Origin of the sequence: Marinobacter sp. LA51 (genome assembly GCF_030297175.1) — a bacterium.
Lineage (GTDB): Bacteria > Pseudomonadota > Gammaproteobacteria > Pseudomonadales > Oleiphilaceae > Marinobacter > Marinobacter apostichopi.
Genome location: NZ_AP028070.1, coordinates 2,994,410 through 3,019,555 on the forward strand (window position 1 = coordinate 2,994,410; position 25,146 = coordinate 3,019,555).

Below are 25,146 nucleotides of genomic sequence, written 5' to 3' on the forward strand. Positions count from 1 at the left end.
TGTGTGCGTCATGCATCCTGTACAACCGTTACCAGCGTCCTTGCAAAGCATGTTGCCGTATGTATAGCAAACCCCGGGCCTTAGTGGGCCGTATTTATGTACGGATTTTGTAGTCAATCGTCATCGTTTTCCTCGAGTTCGATTTCGTCGGCAATGAAATTGTTCCCATCCCGTGAATATTCAACTTCGAGAATCAGAGTTTCTCCATTGCCGAATCGGTTAATGACTTCTGCCTGAGAATTATCCGCATAGCTTGCTGGAGCCGCATCTATCGACACCCCGAGAATCATGATGGAGCTAGGGGTAATGGCCGTGAGCTTACCTTCCAGTTCATACCGGTCGCGATCGGCAACAGTGGCCGTTTCATCGTCCACTTCGACTTTCAACGCTTCGATAAAGGTGTCAGTTCCCTGCTGCCTCTCAACCCCCTCAACCTCCACTGTCGTGGAACCAACTGGAAGAGTCAGGAAGGTAACGTCGGAACCGTCTTCAACGGTAAATGTTGTTGTCGGTGAGACCCGAACTTCAACGCCACCAACAAAAAACACACTGTCAGCAGCTGATGAAATAACCCCTTCGGCCTTTGCATTGCCATCCCGGCGCTCAATCTCTTCCGCCTCAACAACGGTTTCCGAGATGAAACTGCCTTCCACCTGGACCAGAAGCCCTTCGGTCAAATCCGCGAGCGTGACGTCGTCATCAAGCTCGGTGGTTTCCGTCACCCTGACCGTCAGATCTCCCATCCGGAATTCTCCGGGACGAGAGGTAGTCCCGGAAGGCGTGTAAGACGAATCGATTGTCGCAGTGAACTCAATATCGCCGGCATTATTACGTCTGAAACGACGGGCGTCGTCCCGATCTATTGTGACTGCAGTCAACACATTTCCAGCGAGGCTGCCCTCAACTTCCAATGCCGTGATGTTTGCCAAATCCGCCTCTGTCAGCCCGGAACCAAAACTGACTGCACTCTCGTCGTACTGAACGGTAATTGTGCCAATCGTGACTTCGTTCTGCGCTGCATCAGCCGCCGATACTCTACCCTCCAGCTCAACATCGGTCAGATCTGGAGAGATCGTCTCAATATAGCCAGCCCGGTAAGAGCCATCAGCCTGGCGCCAGGCGCTGACTCTGACATGGTCACTGATTGGGGAGCCGCCAAGCAGGGTGGCGTAGGTTGTGCCGCGAACGACGGTCTGACCATCAACCCGCACTGACTGTCCCATGACTGTGAGGGTTACAAACTCACCAGCACCGCTTGGATCAGCAACGACCTGCTCAACCGGACCACGCAAGGTATCGTCGTAACTAAGTCGATCAGCCGTTCCCGTGCCATCATCTCGCCACTGGCCCTCGACTCTCAGAATCATTCCTTCACTGAGATCTGTCTCTAACTGAACACCATCATTACTTTCCACTTCCTGATTCGGGATGCCATCTGTGTTGAACTTCACCCCATTAACAAACACACTCCCGAACCCTGAAACTGGCCCAACGCTTGAACCGGTTCCCCGGATTCCTCCATCTGCCACATCCAGCCCGCCGCCTCCGGCACCACCACAAGCGGCAATCACACCAAAGGCCATTGAGCCGGCGAGCAGCTCGAAAACACGATTACGGAGTTGCCGTGTCATAACTAATCTCCCCGTTTCCGGCCTTTGCCGGCAGGTTCTTCGAAAAAGAAGACGCTTACGCCCGTGCGGACAGGATCCCCGGACAAACAGCCAGAGCCTTGCCCCGAAATGTCTCGATCGTGGGGCCCCAGCCATTTATCCAACTGCTCCAGCAGTGTCTGGGACTGGGCAGCTGCATGCTTGCGCCAGCTCTCCATCATCTCCGGAGGAATGTTGTTGTAGGTCAAAGTTCTCTGGAACATTGGTGACTGGCCAGATTCGCCGCTAACCAGATTGTGATCAATTGTCGCTATAAGATCAGACACGTCCTCGCCGAAAATCTGGAGCATTTCCTCGCTGTCTCCGGCCGGAACATAAGCTCTTTGCTGCAAGATTAGCCCGCCTGATTCCGCATCTATCGAAACGACGCCGACCCGAAGCAATTCATCAAGCACCGCACGGGGAGGCATGTCACCGCTGTACCGCTTAACCAATTCGCTGAAGCTCAACGGTCCGTCAAAAGACAAAACGGCTGGCTCTCCGGCTTTGGTCTGGAAGGCCGTATCGTGTACCCAGCCCGACACCACCCGCGACGCCCGGTTGGAATGAAGCACATCGCTCGCGCTCGAGCCCGTGTTCTGCCCTGCAAGGATTTCACGCTGACGCTTTACTTCCTTTCGGGTCAGCCCGGTCATTACCGCAGCACGGGAATCGGTGGGCTTTCGTCGGCCGTCGTCAAAATCCTCCAGAGCGGCTTCTACATAGGCACGCTTCACCAGCTCGGAGAATTCGCCGAAAGGAATGCCGTTCCTCAACAGCAACCGCGTCAAAGGACGCAGGATGCGGAACAGCGCTTGATGCAGGGAGGAGGTCTTTTTCATGTTTGGGATTGTATTCCCATAGCTACGTCAAAAGCCAGAATACCTGGCCGGCGCAAACCGGCCAGGGCTGGCATTGGCTGCTCAGACTTGGGAAGCATCCGCGGGGGTGCTGTCCTCACTGCCATCAACGTCGACATTTCCGGTCAATTCGTACTGACCGCCACCGGTCGGGCGATACTCGATTTCCACTTCATCACCAACTTGGACACCGGACAGGCTGAAGCCATTACGAAGGACCTCCAGGTTCATGATCGTCACGGTATCGGCTCCGATCGCGCTCACTCGGGCTTCGAGCTCGAAATCGTCATCCTCGTCACTGTCCTCGCGCTCAATACTGATGGCTTCGAGGAATCCGCCCTCAGTACTATTCTGACGACCTTCAATTTCTAGATAGTCACCTACCTGGAGGCTCTGGATGTCACGGGCTCGACTGTGGCGGCCATCCTGATCCTGATCGTCATCATCGATCAGGGTATTTCCTGTCAGTTGAACACGAACTCCACTGACGATCATGGATTCGTTGTCCAGATCGATGGATTCAATACGGCCATCGAGTTCAGCATCAGATTCCCGGCCCTCAATCTCTTCAGCAACGACTACGCCGTTGATCGCCTCCCCTTCAACCTTTACGAAAAGTCCATCGACGAGGCTGCCTTCAGAGAGATCGTCAAATTCCGTGTCGCCATTGATCTGTACCCTGACACCATTCAGCGAGAACTGACCGCTAGAGGCGTCAAAGTCATAGATGCTTCCGGAGATCTCGACGTCGTCATCGTCGTTGAACAGGTCATCCTCATCATCGATTTCCTCGGCCATAATCGTGTTGCCGTCCAGGTAACCCTCCACCTCCACAACGATTCCGTTCGCCAGATCATCAACGGAGAAATCATCATCGCCGACAGCGCTGGTGTAATTGATCTGGAAGCCGTTAATGGTGAAAGTCTGGGCGCTTGTGTCCAAGTTGGCGACAACGCCTTCAATCTCGACCTCGTTGTTGTCATTGAACTCCACACCGATGGCTCGGGCACCGACAAAGCTTGCCCGGAAGCTGCCATCCTGCAGGCGCCAGGCACTGATCCGAACGCGGTATCCTTGAGGGTTGCTGGCAATGGCCGTCGGAGTCGCGCCACGGAAAACAGTTTTTCCGTCCAGCGAGATACTTTGGCCTAGAAGGGTCAGAGTTCCTGTGCGGGCTACGTCATCCCAGCTCATAACAGAAACAGGGCCGCGGAGCGTATCGTCGTAACTGATTCTGTCTGCCCGGCCCTCGCCCCGCTCATCCCAGTTACCTTCAACCTGCAAAATCATCCCTTTCTCAAGCTCATCTTCGCGCGCCAAACCGTCGTCGCTGGTAACGCTACCATTGGTCTCAAAGCGGGTGCCGTTGACGTAGACACTGCCAAAGCCCGAAACCGCACCAACGCTGGCGCCTGATGAGGTACCACCGCCCTCAGAATCTCCGGATCCACCGCCGCCACACGCGACAATGGCACTTGCCAGGGCGCCGGTCATGGCCAGCTTCACTGCGATAGCTAAAGGTTTGCGATTCATTGTTTTTCTCCAAGCTTGTTATTGCGTCCGCAGGCGGTCGCCATTGATCAACCAACCCATAAATGGGATTAATTTCCCAAATTTAGAAATGGGAATTTTATCCCAAAAATTGACAATGTCTAGCTTTCAATCAAAAAATTTTCGTGAACTTTATGGGCCAAACAACGTAAGGTTCTCAGTACTCTGTCAATACAGGTCCAAACCGATGCTGGGATTTTTGAAAGGCGATCCGAGAAAGAAGCTCCAGAAAGCCTATGAAGACAAACTGGAAAAAGCCCTGCACGCGCAACGCAATGGCGACTTGCGCACTCACGGCACGCTGATGGAAGAAGCGGAGAAAATTTACGCCGAGATCGAGAAGCTGCCGGCCAAAAAGTAAGCCTTGATACTTTTCCCCGAGAATCTGACGCTATACTGAGGTGCTGGGACGAGATCAAAGGCATACAAGATGACACGAACAATTCGGACGTTCGTAAGGTACTTTTTGACACCGGGGCTCCTGGCAATGGGGCTCAGTGCAGCCAGTTCCGCCGACCAAACGCGGACAACATACCGTTTCTGCGAGGACCCCTGGCCCCCTTACACAATAGGAGGCATCGGCAGGCAACCTGAAGCAGGTATTGCCGTCGAGCTATTTGAAGAACTTGAACATAGGCTGGGGATGGCATTCAAACTTCGACTGCTGCCCTGGAAACGCTGCCTGCTCTGGGCCAAACAGGGACAGTACGATGGCGTTATGCTACTCACCCACAATGACGACCGAGCCACTTATCTTCACTTCCCGATTCCGGTCCATCGCGATGCTAACCTGGTCTGGGCTCGCAGCGACCGCAGCTTTGACCGGGATTTTCGCTCGTTCAAGGACTTTGAGGGACTCAAGATTGGAGTTACAGACGGTTTCACCTATGGCGAAGCATTCAATCAGGCGGTCACAGAGCACAAACTGACCCTCGACTCCGCCCCGACAATACTGAGCAATATGCTGCGCCTTTCACTCGGCCGTATCGATATCTTCCTGGTAAACGGAGTTGCCGGAGAATCAGCGCTTGAAGACCGACCTGATCTCCGGAAATCACTGACGATTTACCAGGGCCCCTTCAAATCCGTACCGTTTTATATCGGCCTGTCCAAGGCCTCTCCGATTAAGGCGCATTTGCCGTTATTCAACGACGTGCTCACCGACATGAAAGAGGACGGAACCCTAGCGCGGATATTTGGGACTCAATCACCACCCTGATCCCGGGATAAGTGACGCAGTTGCTGGCGAAGTCGGGCAATGTCCCGCCGCATGATTTCTACTTCGTCTAGAAGATCCAGCGACATCGCCAGCCCTGGCAGGTTCAGTTTCAGATCCCGCTGCAGTCGTATGGCTTTGTGCAGTCGCATCAGGGCGGCCAGATCGAATTCCCAGGTCTGTTCGGAACCGGACTCTGACGGCTCGATCGGCTCAATGATGCCGTAGCTCACCATCTTTAAAACCATCTCAGCGTGGCACTCACCCCGGTCACACATTTCCCGGAGTGAGAACGTCACCCTCGAATCGGCAACATCAACGGTTAGCACTGAATCTTTCCGGGCCATGCCGTCTCTCCCTGATTAAAGATGCAGTTTGCTGCGTGGATTAAATGGCTTTTCCGCCTTGGCCAGCTTTTGATAAAGCTGCTCTGCCTCCTTACTGTGCTGCTCGGGCATTACAATCTGCAGAACCACGATCTGATCGCCTGGATGTTTACCGGGAAGCCCCTTGCCCTTGAGTCTGAGTTTGCGACCGCTGGATGAGTTCTTGGGAACTTTCACACTGACCCTGGAGCCGACGGTTGGTACGGTGACACTGGCCCCAAGCGCTGCTTCCCATGGGGCTACAGGCACGGTAACCAGCACATCCCTGCCCTCCACGGTAAAGGTGGGGTGCGGCGCCAGCTCTATTTCCAGCAGCAGGTCGCCGGCCTCGCCGCCGCCAAAGCCCGGTGAGCCCTGACCTTTGAGTCGCAGATGCTGGCCATCTCGCATTCCGGCAGGAATTTTCACATTCAGGGTTTTCTGACGGGGCCTGAAACGACCCTGCTGGTCGGCCTCGTGCACGGTGAATGACACCTTCTTCTCGCACCCCTGAAAGACTTCTTCCAGAAACAGCGCGAGCCGGGCATGCACATCTTCGCCACGCATTTGCTGGCGATAACCGCCGCCTGCGCCGCCGAAGCCACCGCGGGAAAAGCCACCATGGCCGCCGCCTCCGAAGATCTCCTCAAAGAAGTCACTGAAGCCCCGGGCGTCGGCCTCGGTGTAGCCACCGGCACCAAACCCCGAGGCACTCTGCCAGCCTGGAGGTGGTTCAAACGACCCGTCAGCCCGAGCACCGTACTTGCGCAACTGGTCATACTCGGCGCGCTTTTCCGGATCTTTCAGTACTTCGTAGGCTTCGCCTACATCCTTGAATTTCTCGTCGGCTTTCGCCTCTTTGCTGACGTCCGGATGGTATTTTCGGGCCAGTTTCCGGTAGGCCTTTTTAATCTCCTCGGGGGAGGCAGACTCACTCACACCCAGTGCGGCGTAATAGTCTTTGAAGTCCATGTTGTTCCCCAAACACGACCAACGATTGAGCCCTGAAACCTCTCGCTCTCTGATACCTATAGTTGTCGCTGATTGCAGAAATACAAGCAGGAGCGCTGCGGTACTTGCGGTAGGTCAAGTGGGGCATCACTGTGGTAGCCCTTATGGCAGCCCTGTCCTGTTGCAGCGACAATGATCGGCTTTTCCCGATAGCCCCATGACACGGAGTTCTTTTGACTAGCGCATCGATGACCCGACTACAGATCTTCCTGATCGAATTTGCCCTGGCGCTTGGCGGCTTCGCCATCGGCACCGGCGAATTTGCCATCATGGGACTGATGCCTAACGTGTCCCTGGATCTGGGTGTGACAGAACCCCAGGTGGGTCATCTCATCAGCGCCTACGCACTGGGCGTGGTGGTCGGTGCACCGGTGCTGGCGATCATTGGCGCCCGGTTTTTCCGCCGCCAGTTGCTGATCTGGCTGATGGCCTTCTACGCGGTAGGTAACCTGGCGAGCGCCCTGGCCGACGGCTACACCGGGGTGATGATTGCCCGGTTTGTCGCGGGCCTGCCGCACGGTGCCTATTTTGGTATTGCGTCCCTGGTGGCGGCGTCACTGGTTCCTCCCCATCAGCGGGCCAAAGCCGTGGCCAGGGTGATGATGGGCCTGACTCTGGCACTGCTGATAGGAAACCCTTTGGCTGCATGGTTGGGGCAATCGCTGGATTGGCGCTACGTGTACGCGTTTGTCGGGCTGATTGCCGTCGTTACCCTCACCATGGTGATCTGGGTGCTCCCCCCGGATCCGGACGAGCAACGCCAGGGTTCATTTAGCGAGATCTGCTCGTTCAACAAGCCTGGCATCTGGTTCGCACTCGCCATCGGCGCCATCGGCTTTTCGGGCATGTTCGCGGTGTTGAGCTACCTCGCTCCAACGCTGCTTGAGGTCACTGAAGTGGCCCCGTACTGGATTCCGATTGGCCTTGCAGTATTTGGCCTGGGAGGCTTCATTGGCAATCTGCTGGGGGGCTGGCTGTTCGATCGACTGGGGTTCCGTGCGGTGGGCGTCATCCTGCTGCTAAGCTCGGGCATTCTGCTGGCGTTTCCATCGACCACGGGGTCTTTACCAGCATTGTTGGCTGCCTGCTTCCTGGTGGCGATGATGGGCGCTTTGGGGCCTGCCCTGCAGACTCATCTGATGGATGTCGCACACGGGGCGCAGACTCTGGCTGCTGCGTCACACCACGCTGCATTCAATATGGCCAATGCCCTGGGGCCCTGGCTCGCCGGCATCGCGATAACGGCCGGGTATGGCTGGTCATCCACAGGCTATGTAGGGGCGACGACTGCAGCCATCGGCCTGGTCATTTTTCTGGCGGCCTGGCGACACAACGAAAAAGGCCTCCGCAGTGCGGAGGCCTATCAAGCATCGGTTTCTTGAGCTTATCGGACCGGTTTATCGAAGCTGTTTATCGGACCTTAGGATCTAGCTCACCGGAGGCGTAACGCTCGAACATCTGCTCAAGGTTAAGCGCCTTGATCTTGCTGGCGTTGCCGGCAGTGCCGAATGCTTCGTAACGATCGATGCACACGTCCGTCATGGCCTTCATGGTGGCTTTCAGGAATTTGCGCGGATCGAACTCGGCCGGATTCTCGGCCAGGAAGCGACGGGTAGCGCCAGTGCTGGCCAGACGCAGGTCGGTGTCGATGTTGACCTTACGCACGCCGTGCTTGATACCTTCCACGATTTCCTCAACCGGAACACCGTAGGTTTCCGGGATCTGACCACCGTATTCGTTGATGATCTGCAACCACTCCTGGGGTACGGAGCTTGAGCCGTGCATAACCAGGTGGGTGTCCGGGATACGGGCGTGGATGGCCTTGATCTGGTCGATGGCCAGGATGTCACCAGTCGGCGGACGGGTGAACTTGTAGGCGCCGTGGCTGGTGCCGATAGCGATAGCCAGGGCATCAACGTGGGTCTTCTTGACGAAGTCGGCAGCTTCTTCCGGATCGGTCAGCATCTGGCTGTGATCCAGGGTGCCTTCTGCACCGATACCGTCTTCTTCACCGGCCTGACCGGTTTCCAGTGAGCCCAGGCAGCCCAGTTCACCTTCAACAGAAACGCCACAAGCGTGGGCCATTTCTACGGTGCGGCGAGTAACGTCGACGTTGTACTCGTAGTCGGTCGGGGTCTTGCCGTCTTCACCCAGGGAGCCGTCCATCATCACCGAGCTGAAGCCCAGCTGGATGGAGCGCTGGCACACGGCCGGGCTGGTGCCGTGATCCTGGTGCATTGCCACCGGAATGTGCGGAAACTCTTCGATGGCCGCCAGGATCAAGTGGCGCAGGAACGGCGCTCCGGCGTACTTACGGGCACCGGCAGAGGCCTGAACAATCACCGGGGAGTCGGTCTTATCAGCCGCTTCCATGATGGCGCGCATCTGCTCGAGGTTATTGACGTTAAAGGCTGGCACACCGTAACCACGCTCGGCGGCGTGGTCCAGCATTTGCCGCAACGAAATCAGGGCCATGGGTTGTCTCCTTGGTTTAAACGTTTATGAGTCAGTTGAATTCTTGGCAGACTTGTTTAGTCGGCTCCACGCTCTTCCAGAACAGCGACTGCCGGCAGGGTTTTGCCTTCTACAAACTCCAGGAAGGCACCGCCACCGGTGGAAATGTACGAAATCTTGTCAGCTATGTCGTATTTGTCAACGGCTGCCACGGTGTCGCCACCGCCGGCCAATGAGAAGCCATCGCTGTGGGCAATGGCATTGGCCAGGGCCTTGGTGCCGTTGCCAAACTGATCGAATTCAAAGACGCCAACCGGACCATTCCAGAGGATGGTCTTGGCATCTTTCAGAACCTTGGCGAAGCGACCGGCCGTGACCGGGCCAACGTCGAGGATCATGTCGTCTTCGGTCACGTCTTCGATGTTCTTGGTGGTTGCAGTGGCGGTTTCGGCGAACTCGCTGGCAACTACCACATCAACCGGCAACGGGATATCGACCCGGGCAGCGATGTCTTTGGCGGTGTCGGTCAGGTCGTGCTCGCACAGGGACTTGCCAACGGGATGCCCGGCCGCAGCCAGGAAGGTGTTGGCGATGCCGCCACCGACGATGATCTGGTCACACACCTTTTCAAGAGCGTTCAGCACGTCCAGCTTGGTGGATACCTTGGAGCCACCAACGATGGCAACTACTGGCTTGGCCGGTTTATCCAGAGCCTTTTCCAGAGCTTCCAGCTCGGCTGCCAGCAGCGGGCCAGCGCAGGCTTCCGGGGCGAATCGTGCAACACCGTGGGTCGAGGCCTGGGCGCGGTGGGCGGTGCCGAAGGCATCCATCACATAGACGTCGCACAGGGCAGCGTATTGCTTGGCCAGTGTTTCGTCGTCTTTCTTTTCGCCTTTGTTAAAGCGGACGTTCTCGAACAGCACCACTTCGCCATCGGCGACTTCAACACCGCTCAGGTAATCCTTGATCAGGCGAACGTCCTGACCCAGAACACCGGACAGGTGGTCCGCAACCGGCTTCATGGAAGAGGCTTCGTCGTACACGCCCTCTTCCGGACGACCCAGATGGGACATCAGCATGACCTTGGCACCCGCCTCCATGGCAGCCTTGATGGTGGGCAGTGACGCGCGGATACGGGCGTCGCTTGCCACCTGGCCGTTCTTTACCGGCACGTTCAGGTCTTCGCGAATCAGAACCCGCTTGCCGGCAAGGTTCAGGTCGGTCATTTTCTTAATGGCCATAGTGTTCGTCCCTTCAACAAAATTTCAGATTAAGAATGATGGGTTAACCAGCTCTTGCTGACGTCGAGCATACGGTTCGCAAAACCCCACTCGTTGTCGAACCAGCACAATACTTTCACCATGGTTCCGCCCGTGACGCGGGTCTGGCCGCCATCCACCACACCCGAATGGGCATCGTGGTTGAAATCGGAGCTGGCCAGCAATTCGTCGGTGTATCCCAGAATGCCCTTCAGTGAGCCGGCTGCTGTCTTCTTCAGCAGCTCATTGACGGCTGTCACGTCGGTGGCCTGGGCAACGTTCACCACCATATCAATGGCGGAGACGTTCAGGGTAGGGACTCGCATGGCTACAGAACTGAACCGGCCGTGCATGTGCGGCAGCAATCGCTCTATGCCCCGGGCAAGCCCGGTATCGACCGGCACGATGTTATGCAGGGCGCTACGGGTTCGGCGCAAGTCTTGGTGATGGTAGGCATCGATAACCGGCTGGTCGTTCATCGCCGCATGGATGGTTGTCGTGGTGCCATGCTCGACACCAAAGGCCTCATCCAGCACCTGAATGACTGGCACCAGGCAGTTGGTGGTGCAGGAACCAGCAGCCACAATCCGATCGATCGCGGCAATCTGGTCTTCATTGATGCCGAAGACCACGGTGCGATCGACGTCTGATTCCGCAGGCTGTGAAAACAGCAGGCGCTTGGCGCCGGCATCCAGGTGACGCTCAGCCGTGGCCCGGTCGGAATAGGCACCGGAACACTCGAGCACCAGATCGACATCGAGCAGATCCCACGGCAGCTCGGCCGGTTCCGTGTGGCTAAGCACCCGGATGGGATCGCCATTCACGATCAGGTCCTGGCCCTGCACCTCGATCTCGCCCCGAAACCGGCCATGAGTGGAATCATAGCGGGTCAGGTGGGCGATGGTGTCGATGTCCGAGAGTTCGTTGATCGCGACCACCCGCAGGTGATCGCGAAAACCGTTTTCATAAAGCGCACGCAACACGCACTGGCCAATGCGGCCGTACCCATTGATGGCAATTCGAAACGGCGCGGACTTGGTCATCAGGCTTCCAGCAGTTCTGAGGCCACTTCCAGCACGTTGTCGACGGTAAAGCCAAACTCTTTGAACAGCTCACCGGCGGGCGCAGATTCACCGAAGGTGGTCATGCCCACAACGCGTCCGTCCAGACCCACGTACTTGTACCAGTAGTCGGCAATGGAAGCTTCGATGGCAACGCGGTTGGTGACGTCCAGCGGCAGAACCTTCTGCTTGTACTCGGCGCTCTGGGCATCGAATACGTCGGTAGACGGCATGGAAACCACACGGATGTTCTTGCCCTGCTCCCGCAGCTTGGCGGCAGCATCCTGCGCCAGGCCTACTTCAGAACCGGTGGCGATCAGGATCAGCTCGGGGGTGCCTTCGCTGTCAGACAGGATGTAACCGCCCTTGGCCACGTCGGTCAGCTGCTGGGCATCACGCGCCTGGGCCGGCAGACCCTGGCGTGAGAACACCATGGCGGTCGGGCCATCGGTGCGCTCGAGTGCTGCTTTCCAGGCTACCGCAGATTCAACGGTGTCGGCCGGGCGCCAGGTGCTCATGTTCGGCGTGGTGCGCAGGCTGGCCAACTGCTCAACCGGCTGGTGCGTGGGGCCATCTTCGCCCAGACCAATGGAGTCGTGGGTGAAGACAAAGATAGAGCGCTGCTTCATCAGGGCCGCCATACGTACGGCGTTGCGGCAGTATTCCATGAAGATCAGGAAGGTAGCGCCGTAGGGCACAAAGCCACCGTGCAGGGCGATGCCGTTCATGATGGCGGCCATGCCAAACTCACGTACACCGTAGTAGATGTAGTTGCCGCTGGCGTCTTCTTTGGTCAGGCCTTCAACGCCACTCCAGATGGTCAGGTTGGAACCGGCCAGGTCGGCGGAACCGCCCAGCAGTTCCGGCAGCAACGGGCCGTAAGCGTTCAGGGTGTTCTGGGAGGCCTTACGGCTGGCGATGGTCTCGCCCTTGTCCTGACACTCCTGAATGTACGCCTGGGCTTTTTCTGAGAAATCAGCGGGCAGTTCGCCGGCCATGCGGCGCTTGAATTCAGCCGCCAGCTCGGGCTCAGCCTGCTCGTAAGCAGCAAACTTCTGCTCCCACTCGGACTGGGCAGCTGCGCCCTTCTCGCGTCCGTCCCAGGCCGCTGCGATTTCAGACGGGATTTCGAAGGCACCGTGTTCCCAACCCAGTTGCTCGCGGGTCAGGGCAATTTCGTCTTCGCCCAGCGGAGCGCCGTGGCAGCTTTCTTTACCCTGCTTGTTCGGGGAACCGAAACCGATCACGGTCTTGCAGCAGATCAGTGTCGGCTGCTCGGCGTTAGCGCGGCCAGCTTCGATGGCGGCGCGGATGGCGTCGGCATCGTGGCCATCAACAGCCGGAATCACCTGCCAGCCATACGATTCGAAACGCTGCGGGGTGTTGTCGGTGAACCAGCCGTCCACTTCACCGTCAATGGAGATGCCGTTGTCATCGTAGAACATGATCAACTTGCCAAGCCCCAGGGTGCCCGCCAGCGAGGAGACTTCGTGGGAGATACCTTCCATCAGGCAGCCATCGCCCAGGAACGCATAGGTGTAGTGGTCCACGATGTCGTGGCCCGGACGGTTAAATTGCGCGGCCATGGCCTTTTCCGCAATCGCAAAACCAACGGCGTTGGCAATGCCCTGGCCCAGCGGCCCGGTGGTGGTCTCAACACCCGGCGTGTAGCCGTACTCCGGGTGACCCGGGGTCTTGGAGTGCAGTTGACGGAAATTCTTCAGATCTTCGATGGAAACGTCATAACCGCTCAGGTGCAGCAGCGAATACTGCAGCATGGAGCCATGTCCGTTGGACAGCACGAAGCGGTCACGGTTGGCCCACTGAGGGTTGGCCGGGTTGTGGCTCAGGTAATCGTTCCACAGCACCTCGGCGATATCCGCCATCCCCATGGGCGCACCCGGGTGGCCGGACTTGGCTTTCTGAACCGCATCCATGCTCAGCGCGCGAATGGCGTTGGCGAGATCTTTACGAGACGGCATTGACGTTTCTCCAGTATTTGGTCAGCGATAAACGCGATGTGATAGTAACCGCAAAAAATAAGGCGCGTATTTTCGCCGATTAAGTAGGCAATGGGCAAATGCGCTGACACCGGACCGAAGAAATTTTACGTCTGTAACTCCAGTAGAGTTAATACCTCCTGTGAAAGACCTCGCCGAAGTTGCCGAAACCCCTACGGATTCGCGACGCAGGCCTGGTGAACTCGCAGATCCGAGAACACATTTGCCACTCCCCCAAAACGGAGCTCAATGGCATCAAAATCCTGCGTGGCCATAAAATTCAGGAAGAAGCGGTTAGTGTTTTCCGGCACATCGAACAATTGCAGGGCTAACACCGAACCAGCTCCAGCCCTTTGCTGTAGCACTCCATTGCGCCGGGTAAGAATCTCGATGCCACTGAGCGCATCCACTGTAAGAACGGCATTTGGGCGAGAAACCATCATGCCTACGGTACGCCCCTCCATTGGCGTTGCTGTATAGGCTGCGGGCACTAAGCTGTTCACCGTCAGGTACGAGCCAGCCGCTAGTCCGATGGTGGATGTCATGCCCGCTGCCGTTACCGGATCGGCGTCAATGGCAAGTTCCGGATCAGCCACACCACAGAGCGCGCAAAGCACACCAAAAACACCGTCTGACGTTACGGCATTCGGCGCCTGGAGCGGCTGAAAGGGCGAGCCGCCGCCACAACTTACAGCGTTGGTCTGGTCACAGGCGTCGCCAATCCCGTCAAGATCCCGGTCAAGCTGGTCGAAATTGGCAACGGTTGGACAATTATCCTCATTATTCAGAACGCTGTCTCCGTCGACGTCTGCATCACAGGCGTCGCCTTCACCATCCCCGTCTGTGTCTACCTGAGTCTGATTCGCAATTCCGGGACAGTTATCGACCCCATTATCGACGCCGTCACCATCCAGATCCGTATCGCAGGCGTCACCCACCCCATCGTTATCCAAATCTGACTGGTCGGTATTTGCCAGCAGCGGGCAGTTGTCGCTCGAATCATCAATGGTGTCCGCGTCATCATCGGCGTCACAAGCATCCCCGGCGCCATCGGCATCCAGATCTGATTGATCGGCATTGGCAACCAGCGGACAGTTATCTGCACCATCATCCCAACCGTCACCGTCTACATCCGCGTCACACGCATCTCCGGCGCCATCAGCGTCAAGGTCTGCCTGATCCTGATTGGCAACGACTGGGCAGTTATCAATGCCATTGAGAATGCTGTCGCCATCGGTATCGGGATCACAAATGTCGCCGATGCCGTCCCCGTCACTATCCTCCTGAGCGGGATTCGCCAGCACCGGGCAATTATCCCCACCGTCAGGGATACCGTCCGAATCGCTGTCGGTGTTCACATCACAGGCATCACCAATACCATCGGCATCCGCATCGGCCTGGGTTGGGTTCGAAATCAACGGGCAATTATCGACACCGTCATCCACGCCATCACCGTCACGGTCGGCATCGCAACTGTCACCTTCAAGGTCGCCATCCAGGTTGGCCTGGTCCGCGTTCGCGATCACAGGACAGTTGTCTGATCCATTGTCGACGCCATCGCCGTCGATGTCCGAATCGCAGGCATCGCCCTCGCCATCACCATCGACATCGGACTGATCGCTATTGGTCAGTAGCGGACAATTGTCGACGCCATCGTTAATGCTATCGCCATCTCGATCCGTGTCGCAGGCGTCGCCCAGACCATCGTTATCGAGGTCGGCCTGGTCGCTATTAGCATCAATCGGACAATTGTCACTACCGTTATCTATCGTGTCACCATCGAGATCCGGATCGCAGATATCGCCGATGCCATCCAGATCCTGGTCCGACTGATCGATGTTCCCGAGGGCGGGACAATTATCCACCCCATCAGGGATCGTGTCGCCGTCGCGGTCCGGGTCACAAGCATTACCGACTCCATCGCCATCCAGGTCCAACTGATCGGTATTGATGATTAACGGGCAGTTATCGGTGGCGTTTTCAATACCATCGTTATCCAGGTCCGAGTCGCAGCTATCCCCCACGCCATCTGTGTCGGTATCGATCTGATTCGAATTGAAGATGTTGGGGCAGTTGTCGATACCGTCATCGATGCCATCGCCATCCCGATCAACATTGACGTCGCAGGCGTCGCCGACCCCATCGCCGTCAGCATCAACCTGCCCGGCATTATCAATCAGCGGGCAGTTGTCGACGAGATTTCCTACCCCATCACCGTCAACGTCGTCATCGCAGGCATCGCCCTGACCGTCCAGATCCAAATCCGCCTGGGTAGGGTTCGGTTCGAATACACAGTTGTCAGCGCCATCCAATACCAAGTCGTTATCGGCATCGCTATCACAGGCGTCGCCGATGCCATCGGCGTCAGAATCCAGCTGATCAGGGTTAGCGACAAACGGGCAGTTATCAACGGGATCATCTAAACCGTCGTTGTCCGTATCGACCCCGAGATCACAGGCGTCACCCTCACCATCGCCGTTGCTGTCTTCCTGCGCCGCATTGGGAATCAAAGGGCAATTGTCCACGATATCGAGCACAAGGTCGCCGTCACGGTCGTCATCGCAGACATCCCCGACTCCGTCGAGGTCGAGATCGGACTGCCCCGGGTTTGCTATGGCTGGACAGTTATCGAGGGTATCGGGGATCGCGTCGCCGTCCTGATCAACGGGCACAGCTGGCTCACAAACATCACCAATGCCATTGGCGTCAGCGTCAATTTGGTCTGCGTTAGGGTCATCCGGGCAGTTGTCTACGGCATCTACTACGCCATCATTGTCCCGATCCAAATCACATGCATCACCAATGCCGTCACCGTCTTGATCTTCTTGCAGAGCATTGGCATCGAACGGGCAATTATCAATACCGTTGACCACACCATCGCCATCGGTATCGACGGACACGTCGCAGGCGTCGCCGATGCCATCACCGTCGAGATCTTCCTGGGTGGCATTGGACACTAAAACGCAATTGTCAGTGTCGTTATCTACACCATCCCCATCGAGGTCCCCGTCACAAACGTCTCCCAGGCCGTCGCCGTCTTGGTCTATTTGTCCAGCATTGGGCAGTAGCGGGCAAATATCGATACCGTTATCAAGGCCGTCATTGTCCAGGTCCGGATCACAGGCATCGCCGAGCCCATCCGTATCACCGTCAGACTGATCGGGGTTGAAATCGATGATGCAGTTGTCGACGGTATCGTCAACTTGATCACCATCGAGGTCTCTGCCGGTATCACAGGCATCACCAACGCCATCTCCATCGGAATCGGCTTGACCTTCGTTATTTATAATGGGGCAATTGTCTTGGCTATCTGCAACGCCATCTCCATCCTGATCGATACGACCGTCGCAGGCGTCACCAACACCATCCTTATCAATGTCGGTCTGATCCTCATTCGGAATCAAAGGGCAGTTGTCTCTGTCATTTCGAATTCTGTCCCCATCACGATCCACATCGCAGGCATCACCCACGCCATCGTTGTCAGTATCCACCTGAGCAGAATTCGAAGATTCAGGGCAGTTATCCGCCTGCCCCATAACGTTGTCTGAATCCCGGTCTTCCCCTTCAGCGCGGCAACCGGCAAGCGCCGCTAGCGCCATCAACAAAATGCCTACGGACACTGACAATTGCCTGCTCATTAACGACCTCCCTGTCGAGCGCTCCCGTGGCGCCATTGTTGAATCACGTCCAGACTTTCAAAAAGATCAACGAAGCGGCAGCACGAAACTTATGCCGCCCTGCCAATCCAAGACGCCTCCTTGGTAGTTGTCATAATTTGCCCTTAGACTTCCGCGCACTTTCAGACGCGTATCTGAAAGTGCGGGAGAGGTGACCTGCAAGCCAAAGGTCCCGAACCAGTCGCTAGCGTCACCGTCATCCGGGACTACGTCGTTATTGACCCAACCACCACCGACGAACGCGCCAGCGGAAAAACCTCTCTCCAGCCCCCAGTTTTGGCCGTAGTCGACCCCTACTCCTCGGCGATAGAAATCAGAGACGAACCGATCAGTGGTTTCCAGAATTTCGTGAAAGATACGCACCCGCCAGAACCCACGTGAACGTTTCAACTCCCGCTCGTAAAAAGCGTCATAACCAATACTCGAGGTGTCAGTACCACGTCGGTCATCGGGTAAATACAGCTGCAAAGAGGCACCGACCCGGTCAGGCGTGTCGCCGTCAGCTTTCTGCTGGGCAACTACCGGGAGCGTGAGGGAAAGACCAAAAACAAGGAAAAATAAACGAACCCTTGAAAAACACATCTCGGGAGGGGAAAACAAAGTCGACCTCCTGTCGCAGTTCAGCTCAATGGTGGGACCGAGAAATAAGCGAATAAAAAGCTTGCTAAACAGTCACTCTAGCAAACGTGCAGCGATCGACTGGATCAATTAGTAATAAAAAATATATCTATATCACCGCGGGCTATATTTCATCTAAACCAAGCCGAGCCCAAGATCTGGAAATCTCCAAATCTATATCAAAATTTTTTGATATGGCTATTGAATGACCACCCGAAGCCACCTACACTTCCCAACCATGACATCCATGAACACGCACGCGAACGAAAAGTCCTCTGTGGACGCCCTGGCCCCGATCTTCAAAGCAAGCGGGGATCCATTGCGCCTGGAGATTTTGCGCGTGCTGCGCCGGGACACCTTTGGCGTATTGGAACTAAGCCAGCTGTTCGACATGCGCCAGTCCGGCATGAGCCACCATTTGAAGGTGATGAACAAGGCCGGCCTGTTGGAGCCCCAGCGGGAAGGCAACGCCATTTTTTACCGTCGGCCGCTGCATCTGGATACCGAAAAACTGACGGATCAGACCATCCGCCAGATCTTTGAAACCGTCGACAAGGTGCCGCTGCCGTCGCATCTGCAAGCGAAAATCGATGCCATCCGAACCCAACGGGCAGATCAGTCCCAGGTGTTCTTTGCCCGGCATTCGGACCAGTTTCGCGAGCAGCAGGAATTGATTGCGGCCTTCGATCTTTACGCAGAGCCGGTGGCGGAATTGCTACGCAAGCGTGCCGCTCGGCAGCCGTGGCAAACCACGTTGGAGATTGGCCCGGGTGAAGGTGCCTTCCTGAAGGTGCTGTCTGAGCTGTCCGGTCATGTCGTCGCCCTGGACAACAGCCGGGACATGCTGGCCAAGGCCACCCGTACCTGCATCGATCAGCGGCTAAATAATGTCGACCTGATTGAGGGCGTCACCGACACCCTGCTGGCCCGGGGCGATGCCTTTGATCTGGTGGTTGCCAACATGGTGCTGCACCACGTGCCTAGCCCGGCCGACATCTTTCTGGACGCGGCGGCACTGATGAATAACCGCGGCTGCTTCGTGATCAGCGAACTGTGCAGTCACGATCAGGACTGGGCCAAGGAAAACTGCGGTGATCTCTGGCTCGGCTTTGAGCCGGAAGAGCTGACCGCCTGGGCGGCTGAAGCAGGACTGAAAGCAGGCGAGCAACTGTTCATCGGCCTACGGAACGGATTTCAGGTGCAGGTTCGGGAGTTCTGGAAGACCACGGACTGACAGAATCCCGAGCCCACATCAGTGAATATCAAAAAACTTTGATATGGGCGTACGTAGTATTACGTACACCAGGCAAGACCAACAACACGACCGCCGGTATCGGTCGCGCGACACGCACCGGCACGATTATGAATCGCTCACAGAGGAGCAACCTTATGTCTGACTACAGCATCTTCACGTCCGAGTCGGTTTCCGAAGGCCATCCGGACAAACTGGCCGACCAGATCTCCGACGCGGTACTGGACGCCATCCTGACCGACGACCCGCACGCCCGGGTTGCGTGCGAAACCATGGTCAAAACCGGCGTGGCCATTGTTGGCGGTGAGATCACCACCAACGCGTGGGTGGATCTTGAAGACCTGGTTCGTGGCGTTATCAAGGACATTGGCTACACCTCCTCCAAAGTGGGCTACGACGGTGACACCTGCGGCGTCATCAACATTATCGGCAAGCAATCGGTGGACATCGCCCAGGGCGTTGACCGTAAGAAGCCGGAAGAACAGGGCGCCGGCGACCAGGGCCTGATGTTCGGCTACGCCAGCAACGAAACCAGCGTGCTGATGCCGGCACCGATCACCTTTGCTCACCGCCTGGTGGAGCGTCAGGCCGAGGCGCGCAAGAGCGGCCTGCTGCCGTGGCTGCGCCCGGACGCCAAGAGCCAGGTTACCTGCAGCTATGAGAATGGCCGGGTAACGGGCATCGATGCCGTGGTTCTGTCCACCCAGCACGACGAAGACGTCAGCCAGGCGGATCTGAAAGAAGCAGTGATGGAGCTGGTGGTAAAGCACACCCTGCCGGCCGAACTGCTGCACAAGGACACCCAGTTCCACATTAACCCGACCGGCAAGTTCGTGATTGGTGGCCCAGTGGGCGACTGTGGCCTGACTGGCCGCAAGATCATTGTCGACACGTACGGCGGCATGGCCCGTCACGGTGGTGGTGCTTTCTCCGGCAAGGATCCGTCCAAGGTTGACCGTTCCGCCGCCTACGCTGGCCGATATGTCGCCAAGAACATCGTAGCCGCCGGCCTGGCCGACAAGTGTGAAATCCAGGTGTCCTACGCCATCGGTGTGGCACAGCCTACTTCTATCTCCCTGAACACCTTTGGTACCGGCAAGATCAGCGACGACAAGATCATTCAGCTGGTGCGCGAGCACTTTGACCTGCGCCCCTATGCGATCACCAACATGCTGGATCTGCTGCACCCGATGTACCGCGCTACCGCGGCCTACGGCCACTTTGGTCGCGAGCCATACGAGATGACCGTGGGCGGCAAAACCTTTACCGCGTTCCCGTGGGAGAAAACCGACCGCGCGGCTGCACTGAAAGACGCCTCAGGTATCTAAACCAATTTCGGGCGCATGTCAGACGGCATGCGCCCAAGTTAAGACATGACTGACAGGAGAACACCATGAGCACTCCCGCAGAACAACTGAAGAATTTTGACGACTACAAAGTCCGTGATATTTCCCTGGCCGACTGGGGCCGTAAGGAAATCAAGATTGCCGAAGGCGAGATGCCAGCCTTGATCGCCCTACGCGAGAAGTACAAAACCGAGCAGCCGCTGAAAGGCGCCAACATCATGGGCTGCATCCACATGACCATCCAGACCGCCGTGCTGATCGAGACCCTGATTGAGCTGGGCGCGGATGTTCGCTGGTCTTCGTGCAACATCTTCTCCACCCAGGACCAGGCTGCTGCAGCCATCGCTGCCCAGGGCATTCCGGTCTTTGCCTGGAAAGGCGAAACCGATGAAGAATACGACTGGTGCCTCGAGCGCACTGTCGGTGCTGACGTGGATGGCTGGCAGCCGAACATGATCCTGGACGACGGTGGCGACCTGACTGCCCTGCTCCACGAGAAATACCCGGAAATCCTGGCCAACTGCCACGGCGTAACCGAAGAAACCACCACCGGTGTGCACCGCCTGCAGGAAATGCTGCGCGAAGGCACCCTGAAAGTGCCGGCCATCAACGTCAACGATGCCGTTACCAAATCAAAGAACGACAACAAGTACGGTTGCCGTCACAGCCTGAACGACGCCATCAAGCGTGCTACCGACCATCTGCTGGCGGGCAAGAAAGCACTGGTGATTGGTTACGGCGACGTGGGCAAGGGCTCTGCCGCTTCCCTGCGCCAGGAAGGCATGATCGTGAAGGTCACCGAAGCGGACCCAATCTGCGCCATGCAAGCCTGTATGGATGGTTTTGAAGTAGTGTCGCCGTATCTGAACGGTGTTAACACCGGCACCGAAGCCGCTGTCGACAAAGCACTGCTGCAGAACACCGACCTGCTGGTCACCACCACCGGCAACATGAACGTGTGCGATTCGCACACGCTCAAGGCCCTGAAGTCTGGCGCTGTGGTGTGCAACATCGGTCACTTCGACAACGAGATCGATACCGCCTACATGCGCAAGAACTGGGAATGGGATGAAGTGAAGCCGCAGGTACACGTGGTGTATCGCGACAAGGCCGCCAACGACCACCTGATCCTGCTGTCCGAAGGGCGCCTGGTGAACCTGGGCAACGCCACCGGTCACCCGTCACGGATCATGGACGGCTCGTTCGCCAACCAGGTCCTGGCCCAGATCTACCTGTTCGAGCGCAAGTTTGCGGACCTGCCGGAAGATGCCCGCGAAAAAGGTGTGTATGTGCAGGTTCTGCCCAAGCACCTGGACGAAGAAGTGGCTCGCGCCATGGTCGAAGGCTTTGGTGGTGTGATCACCAAGATGACCCCGGAGCAGGCCAAATACATCGGTGTACCGGTCGAAGGCCCGTACAAGCCAGAAAGCTACAAGTACTGATCGGACGGCAGCATGGAAAGTCAGAAACAGTTCAAGCGTCGCTTCAGTTTCGAGTTCTTCCCGCCCAAGACCGACCAGGGCAAGGAAAAACTCCAGACTGTGCGCAACAAGCTGGCCGAGGTGGATCCGGATTTCTTTTCGGTCACCTTCGGTGCCGGCGGCTCCACCCGGGATCGCACTATTGAAACCGTGCTCAACCTGCACAAGCAGGGCATTTCCACAGCCCCCCACCTTTCCTGCGTAGGGGGCACCCGCCAGGAAATCGGCGAACTGCTGGATGTGTACAAGGAAAACGGTATCAACCGCATCGTTGCCCTCCGGGGCGACATGCCCTCGGGCATGGGGGCGGCCGGTGAGCTACGCTACGCCAATGAACTGGTGGAGTTTATCCGCGAGCACAGCGGCGACACCTTCAACCTGGAGGTGGCCGCCTACCCGGAGTTTCACCCTCAGGCCCGCAGTGCCGAAGATGACCTGCAGAACTTTGCCCGCAAGGTGAAGGCTGGCGCTAACAGCGCCATCACGCAGTACTTCTTCAATGCGGACAGTTACTTCTACCTGATCGACCGTCTGGAGAAGATGGACGTCACCATTCCGGTGGTGCCGGGCATCATGCCCATCATCAACTTCTCCAACCTGGTACGGTTCTCGGACATGTGCGGTGCCGAAATCCCGCGTTGGATCCGCAAGCAGCTCGAAGCTTACGGTGATGACAGCGACAGCATCCGCAAGTTCGGCGAAGAAGTTGTAACCGAGATGTGTGAAAAGCTGCTCAAGGCCGGCGCGCCGGGGCTGCATTTCTACACCCTGAACCAGGCCGAGCCCAGCCTCAGCATCTGGAAGAACCTCGGGATCAGCGAGCAGGAAAAAATCTCCTTCTGAATTCCGATGAGCGGTCGGGGCGCCTGCCCCGACCGCTTCTTACTTGCCTCCAAGCATCTGATTTCCTGAAATTCCTTTGGCAATACGCTAAGGTGTACGGGATGCAGTTCCCAAATCGCTCCCCGGCAATCTCGGTCATCAACCGTGAAATCCGGCCCGCCTACGAGGCGAAAGGAGCACTAATAAAAGCGAAAGGAGAAAGCATGAGCACTAAATGGCTGAAAACGATTAGCGCTAGCCTGGCACTTACTGTTGCCGCTGGGACCGCCAGCGCAGAGACCCTGCGCGTAGTGACCGACCCCAGCTTCGTTCCGTTTGAAATGATGGATCAGAAAACCGGTGAGATGATCGGTTTCGATATGGAAATTATCCGCGAAGTGGGCAAGCGTGCCGGCTTTGAAATCGATCTGAACACCATGGATTTCAATGGCATCATCCCCGCCCTGCAAACCGGCAACGTTGACATTGCCATCGCCGGCATCACCATCACCGAAGAGCGCGAGCAGATCGTCGATTTCTCCGACCCGTACTACGACTCCGGTCTCCGCATCCTGGTCCGCGAAGGTGAAGAAGGCATCAAGGCCCTCGAAGACCTCGAAGGCAAGAAGATCGGCACCAAGATCGGCTCCACCAGCTACGACTACCTGATCAAGAACATTGAGCAGGACGATGGTGTAACGCCCTATCCCGGCAGCTCCGACATGTACATGGCGCTGATGTCCCGCGCCATTGATGTGGTGTTCTACGACGCACCGAACGTCGGCTACTTTGCTCGCACCAAGGGTGAAGGCAAAGTTAAGACGGTTGGCCAGCTGTACGAAGGCCAGCAGTACGGCATCGCGCTCAAAGACGGCAGCGAGTGGGTGGACGAAGTGAACGCCGCTCTGGCTTCCATGAAGGAAGACGGCACCTACAAGACCATTTACGAAAAATGGTTTGGCCCGATGCCGGAAGGCATGTAAGGGCAACCGGACCTACACGGTCTGATTCCCTGAGCCGGGGTGCCCGCACCCCGGCTATTCCCGACTGTCACCCCCTGCGGAGATTCTCACTGTGGAATTTCAGTTTCAGTTCGACTGGCAAGCTGCCATCGACTCCATCCCTTTTCTTCTTGAGGGTATCCCCTACACCCTGTTGATCTCGTTTGGCGGCCTGCTGATTGGCTTCGCCCTGGGCATCTTTTTTGGCCTGCTGAGCATCAACAAAAAATGGTTCCTGCGCTGGCCCGCCACGGCCTACATCGAAATTTTCCGTGGCACGCCAATTCTGGTGCAGGTGCTGTTCATCTTCTACGGCCTGCCCGACCTCATCGGCGGCCCGATCGAGCCCCTGACTGCGGGTATCGCAGCAATTGCCCTGAACTCCGGTGCCTACATTTCGGAAGTGGTGCGCGGTGGCGTGCAGTCCATCGATAAGGGCCAGACCGAAGCCGGCCTGTCGCTTGGCCTGTCCCGTACCCAGACCTTCTGGTCTATCGTTTGGCCCCAGGCCTTCCGCCGCATGATTCCGCCACTGGGCAACCAGGCCATCGTCAGCATCAAGGACACCTCACTGTTCTCAGTCATTGGTGTCGGCGAACTGGTACGCCAGGGCCAGATTTACATTGCCAACACCTTCACGGCATTTGAAGTGTATTTCGTGGTCGCGATCATGTATCTCGCCATCACCCTGTCGCTATCCCTGATCCTGCGCCTTGTTGAGCGGCGTGGACTGGCCTCTGTCTGAAGGAACGCTGATCATGACTGATATCGTACAAATGAAGGGCATGAACAAGTACTTCGGCAGCCTGCATGTCCTGAAAGACATCGACCTGACCGTTGCCAAAGGTGAAGTGGTGGTGATCATCGGGGCCAGTGGCTCCGGTAAGTCCACCCTGATCCGCTGCGTTAACGGCCTGGAAGAGTTTGAATCCGGCCACCTGACGGTGGACGGGCACCCGCTTGCACCCAAGAGCGGCAATCCGAAAAGCCTGGCCGAAATCCGCAAGGAAGTCGGCATGGTGTTCCAGCAGTTCAACCTGTTCCCGCACCTGACCGTGAAAAGGAACATCATGCTGGCGCCGAAGAAGGTCAAGGACACCTCGGAAACTGTGGCAGCTGCCACAGCCGAGCGACTGCTGAACCGGGTCGGCATTGGCAACCAGGCCGACAAGTTCCCAAGCCAACTGTCCGGCGGCCAGCAACAGCGCGTCGCCATCGCCCGCGCCCTGGCCATGGAACCACGGCTGATGCTGTTCGATGAGCCCACCTCGGCACTTGACCCGGAAATGATCGGTGAAGTGTTGGACGTTATGCGTGAGCTGGCCAAGGAGGGCATGACCATGATGGTGGTTACCCACGAAATGGGTTTTGCCCGGGAAGTGGCCGACCGCGTGATTTACATCCACGAAGGCCAGATTGTGGAACAGGGCAAGCCGGACGATGTGTTCGACAACCCCCAGAACGAACGCACCCAGGCGTTCCTGTCGCGGGTGCTGGCGCACTGAAGCCAGCGTTCAACACTC

21 protein-coding genes are annotated in these 25,146 nt (G+C 57.1%); 10 read left to right on the forward strand and 11 right to left on the reverse strand.

What is annotated here, in order from left to right:
- Positions 1–113 precede the first annotated feature (113 nt).
- From QUE89_RS13900 to QUE89_RS13910, 3 genes are all read right to left on the reverse strand, one after another.
- Entirely contained in the window at positions 114–1,631 is a 1,518-nt protein-coding gene (locus QUE89_RS13900) for a DUF5666 domain-containing protein (protein WP_286220669.1), read from the reverse strand.
- 2 nt (positions 1,632–1,633) lie between these two features.
- Complete coding sequence (locus tag QUE89_RS13905) at positions 1,634–2,491, reverse strand: DUF6502 family protein (RefSeq protein WP_286220670.1); 858 nt, start codon at positions 2,489–2,491, stop codon at positions 1,634–1,636.
- An 81-nt stretch (positions 2,492–2,572) separates the two neighbouring features.
- On the reverse strand, positions 2,573–4,042 hold the full coding sequence (locus tag QUE89_RS13910) for a DUF5666 domain-containing protein (protein WP_286220671.1): 1,470 nt from the start codon (positions 4,040–4,042) through the stop codon (positions 2,573–2,575).
- Between the two features lie 205 nt (positions 4,043–4,247).
- Here QUE89_RS13910 and QUE89_RS13915 point away from each other — a divergent pair, with 205 nt between their 5' ends.
- Positions 4,248–4,421 (forward strand): DUF6435 family protein, encoded by a 174-nt coding sequence (locus tag QUE89_RS13915; protein WP_286220672.1) that lies wholly within the window; start codon positions 4,248–4,250, stop codon positions 4,419–4,421.
- 126 nt (positions 4,422–4,547) lie between these two features.
- Positions 4,548–5,279, forward strand: coding sequence for a substrate-binding periplasmic protein (locus tag QUE89_RS13920; protein ID WP_286222897.1), 732 nt, complete (start codon positions 4,548–4,550; stop codon positions 5,277–5,279).
- Here the strand turns inward: QUE89_RS13920 and QUE89_RS13925 are convergent.
- Both QUE89_RS13925 and QUE89_RS13930 read right to left on the reverse strand, forming a co-directional pair.
- On the reverse strand, positions 5,264–5,623 hold the full coding sequence (locus QUE89_RS13925) for a chaperone modulator CbpM (RefSeq protein WP_286220673.1): 360 nt from the start codon (positions 5,621–5,623) through the stop codon (positions 5,264–5,266). The two genes, QUE89_RS13920 and QUE89_RS13925, sit on opposite strands and share 16 nt — an antisense overlap.
- Before the next feature lie 15 nt (positions 5,624–5,638).
- Complete coding sequence (locus tag QUE89_RS13930; protein ID WP_286220674.1) at positions 5,639–6,613, reverse strand: DnaJ C-terminal domain-containing protein; 975 nt, start codon at positions 6,611–6,613, stop codon at positions 5,639–5,641.
- Between the two features lie 227 nt (positions 6,614–6,840).
- Between QUE89_RS13930 and QUE89_RS13935 the strand changes: the two genes are divergently transcribed.
- Entirely contained in the window at positions 6,841–8,034 is a 1,194-nt protein-coding gene (locus QUE89_RS13935; RefSeq protein WP_286222898.1) for an MFS transporter, read from the forward strand.
- A gap of 28 nt (positions 8,035–8,062) precedes the next feature.
- Here QUE89_RS13935 and fba read toward each other — a convergent pair whose 3' ends face one another.
- From fba to QUE89_RS13990, 6 genes are all read right to left on the reverse strand, one after another.
- On the reverse strand, positions 8,063–9,127 hold the full coding sequence (fba, locus tag QUE89_RS13940; protein ID WP_286220675.1) for a class II fructose-bisphosphate aldolase: 1,065 nt from the start codon (positions 9,125–9,127) through the stop codon (positions 8,063–8,065).
- 56 nt (positions 9,128–9,183) lie between these two features.
- A complete protein-coding gene (locus tag QUE89_RS13945; protein ID WP_286220676.1) occupies positions 9,184–10,347 on the reverse strand; it encodes a phosphoglycerate kinase in 1,164 nt (387 codons plus the stop codon).
- 29 nt (positions 10,348–10,376) lie between these two features.
- Positions 10,377–11,408 carry a type I glyceraldehyde-3-phosphate dehydrogenase gene (locus QUE89_RS13950; protein WP_286220677.1) on the reverse strand — a complete coding sequence of 344 codons (1,032 nt, stop codon included), beginning with the start codon at positions 11,406–11,408 and terminating at the stop codon, positions 10,377–10,379.
- Positions 11,408–13,408, reverse strand: a complete 2,001-nt coding sequence (gene tkt / locus QUE89_RS13955) for a transketolase (protein ID WP_286220678.1) — start codon at positions 13,406–13,408, stop codon at positions 11,408–11,410. The genes QUE89_RS13950 and tkt overlap by 1 nt, the downstream gene beginning before the upstream one ends.
- 191 nt (positions 13,409–13,599) lie before the next feature.
- Entirely contained in the window at positions 13,600–17,064 is a 3,465-nt protein-coding gene (locus QUE89_RS17435) for a thrombospondin type 3 repeat-containing protein (RefSeq protein WP_434784073.1), read from the reverse strand.
- Between the two features lie 66 nt (positions 17,065–17,130).
- Positions 17,131–17,703 carry a hypothetical protein gene (locus QUE89_RS13990; RefSeq protein WP_286220679.1) on the reverse strand — a complete coding sequence of 191 codons (573 nt, stop codon included), beginning with the start codon at positions 17,701–17,703 and terminating at the stop codon, positions 17,131–17,133.
- A gap of 256 nt (positions 17,704–17,959) precedes the next feature.
- On the opposite strand from QUE89_RS13990, the gene QUE89_RS13995 reads away from it, so the two are divergent.
- From QUE89_RS13995 to QUE89_RS14025, 7 genes are all read left to right on the forward strand, one after another.
- The gene (locus QUE89_RS13995) at positions 17,960–18,955 is read left to right on the forward strand and encodes an ArsR/SmtB family transcription factor (RefSeq protein WP_286222899.1); all 996 of its coding nucleotides are present in this window, start codon (positions 17,960–17,962) and stop codon (positions 18,953–18,955) included.
- A 155-nt stretch (positions 18,956–19,110) separates the two neighbouring features.
- A complete protein-coding gene (gene metK, locus QUE89_RS14000; RefSeq protein WP_286220680.1) occupies positions 19,111–20,301 on the forward strand; it encodes a methionine adenosyltransferase in 1,191 nt (396 codons plus the stop codon).
- 65 nt (positions 20,302–20,366) lie between these two features.
- On the forward strand, positions 20,367–21,761 hold the full coding sequence (ahcY, locus tag QUE89_RS14005) for an adenosylhomocysteinase (RefSeq protein ID WP_286220681.1): 1,395 nt from the start codon (positions 20,367–20,369) through the stop codon (positions 21,759–21,761).
- A gap of 12 nt (positions 21,762–21,773) precedes the next feature.
- On the forward strand, positions 21,774–22,643 hold the full coding sequence (gene metF / locus QUE89_RS14010) for a methylenetetrahydrofolate reductase [NAD(P)H] (RefSeq protein WP_286220682.1): 870 nt from the start codon (positions 21,774–21,776) through the stop codon (positions 22,641–22,643).
- A 203-nt stretch (positions 22,644–22,846) separates the two neighbouring features.
- Positions 22,847–23,605, forward strand: a complete 759-nt coding sequence (locus QUE89_RS14015; RefSeq protein WP_286220683.1) for a transporter substrate-binding domain-containing protein — start codon at positions 22,847–22,849, stop codon at positions 23,603–23,605.
- Positions 23,606–23,696: 91 nt separating this feature from the next.
- On the forward strand, positions 23,697–24,368 hold the full coding sequence (locus QUE89_RS14020) for an amino acid ABC transporter permease (protein WP_286220684.1): 672 nt from the start codon (positions 23,697–23,699) through the stop codon (positions 24,366–24,368).
- Positions 24,369–24,381: 13 nt separating this feature from the next.
- Positions 24,382–25,128 (forward strand): amino acid ABC transporter ATP-binding protein, encoded by a 747-nt coding sequence (locus QUE89_RS14025; protein ID WP_286220685.1) that lies wholly within the window; start codon positions 24,382–24,384, stop codon positions 25,126–25,128.
- Positions 25,129–25,146: the final 18 nt, after the last annotated feature.

Excerpts from the sequence above, each read along its gene's own strand:
- QUE89_RS13935 (WP_286222898.1), top strand. The coding sequence starts at position 6,841 with ATGACCCGACTACAGATCTTCCTGATCGAATTTGCCCTGGCGCTTGGC.
- QUE89_RS13930 (WP_286220674.1), bottom strand. The coding sequence starts at position 6,613 with ATGGACTTCAAAGACTATTACGCCGCACTGGGTGTGAGTGAGTCTGCC.
- QUE89_RS13925 (WP_286220673.1), bottom strand. The coding sequence starts at position 5,623 with ATGGCCCGGAAAGATTCAGTGCTAACCGTTGATGTTGCCGATTCGAGG.
- ahcY (WP_286220681.1), top strand. The coding sequence starts at position 20,367 with ATGAGCACTCCCGCAGAACAACTGAAGAATTTTGACGACTACAAAGTC.
- metF (WP_286220682.1), top strand. The coding sequence starts at position 21,774 with ATGGAAAGTCAGAAACAGTTCAAGCGTCGCTTCAGTTTCGAGTTCTTC.
- QUE89_RS13910 (WP_286220671.1), bottom strand. The coding sequence starts at position 4,042 with ATGAATCGCAAACCTTTAGCTATCGCAGTGAAGCTGGCCATGACCGGC.
- QUE89_RS13995 (WP_286222899.1), top strand. The coding sequence starts at position 17,960 with ATGACATCCATGAACACGCACGCGAACGAAAAGTCCTCTGTGGACGCC.
- QUE89_RS13905 (WP_286220670.1), bottom strand. The coding sequence starts at position 2,491 with ATGAAAAAGACCTCCTCCCTGCATCAAGCGCTGTTCCGCATCCTGCGT.
- fba (WP_286220675.1), bottom strand. The coding sequence starts at position 9,127 with ATGGCCCTGATTTCGTTGCGGCAAATGCTGGACCACGCCGCCGAGCGT.
- QUE89_RS14025 (WP_286220685.1), top strand. The coding sequence starts at position 24,382 with ATGACTGATATCGTACAAATGAAGGGCATGAACAAGTACTTCGGCAGC.
- QUE89_RS14015 (WP_286220683.1), top strand. The coding sequence starts at position 22,847 with ATGAGCACTAAATGGCTGAAAACGATTAGCGCTAGCCTGGCACTTACT.
- QUE89_RS13900 (WP_286220669.1), bottom strand. The coding sequence starts at position 1,631 with ATGACACGGCAACTCCGTAATCGTGTTTTCGAGCTGCTCGCCGGCTCA.
- metK (WP_286220680.1), top strand. The coding sequence starts at position 19,111 with ATGTCTGACTACAGCATCTTCACGTCCGAGTCGGTTTCCGAAGGCCAT.
- QUE89_RS13945 (WP_286220676.1), bottom strand. The coding sequence starts at position 10,347 with ATGGCCATTAAGAAAATGACCGACCTGAACCTTGCCGGCAAGCGGGTT.
- QUE89_RS17435 (WP_434784073.1), bottom strand. The coding sequence starts at position 17,064 with ATGAGCAGGCAATTGTCAGTGTCCGTAGGCATTTTGTTGATGGCGCTA.
- QUE89_RS13915 (WP_286220672.1), top strand. The coding sequence starts at position 4,248 with ATGCTGGGATTTTTGAAAGGCGATCCGAGAAAGAAGCTCCAGAAAGCC.
- QUE89_RS13950 (WP_286220677.1), bottom strand. The coding sequence starts at position 11,408 with ATGACCAAGTCCGCGCCGTTTCGAATTGCCATCAATGGGTACGGCCGC.
- tkt (WP_286220678.1), bottom strand. The coding sequence starts at position 13,408 with ATGCCGTCTCGTAAAGATCTCGCCAACGCCATTCGCGCGCTGAGCATG.
- QUE89_RS13920 (WP_286222897.1), top strand. The coding sequence starts at position 4,548 with ATGGGGCTCAGTGCAGCCAGTTCCGCCGACCAAACGCGGACAACATAC.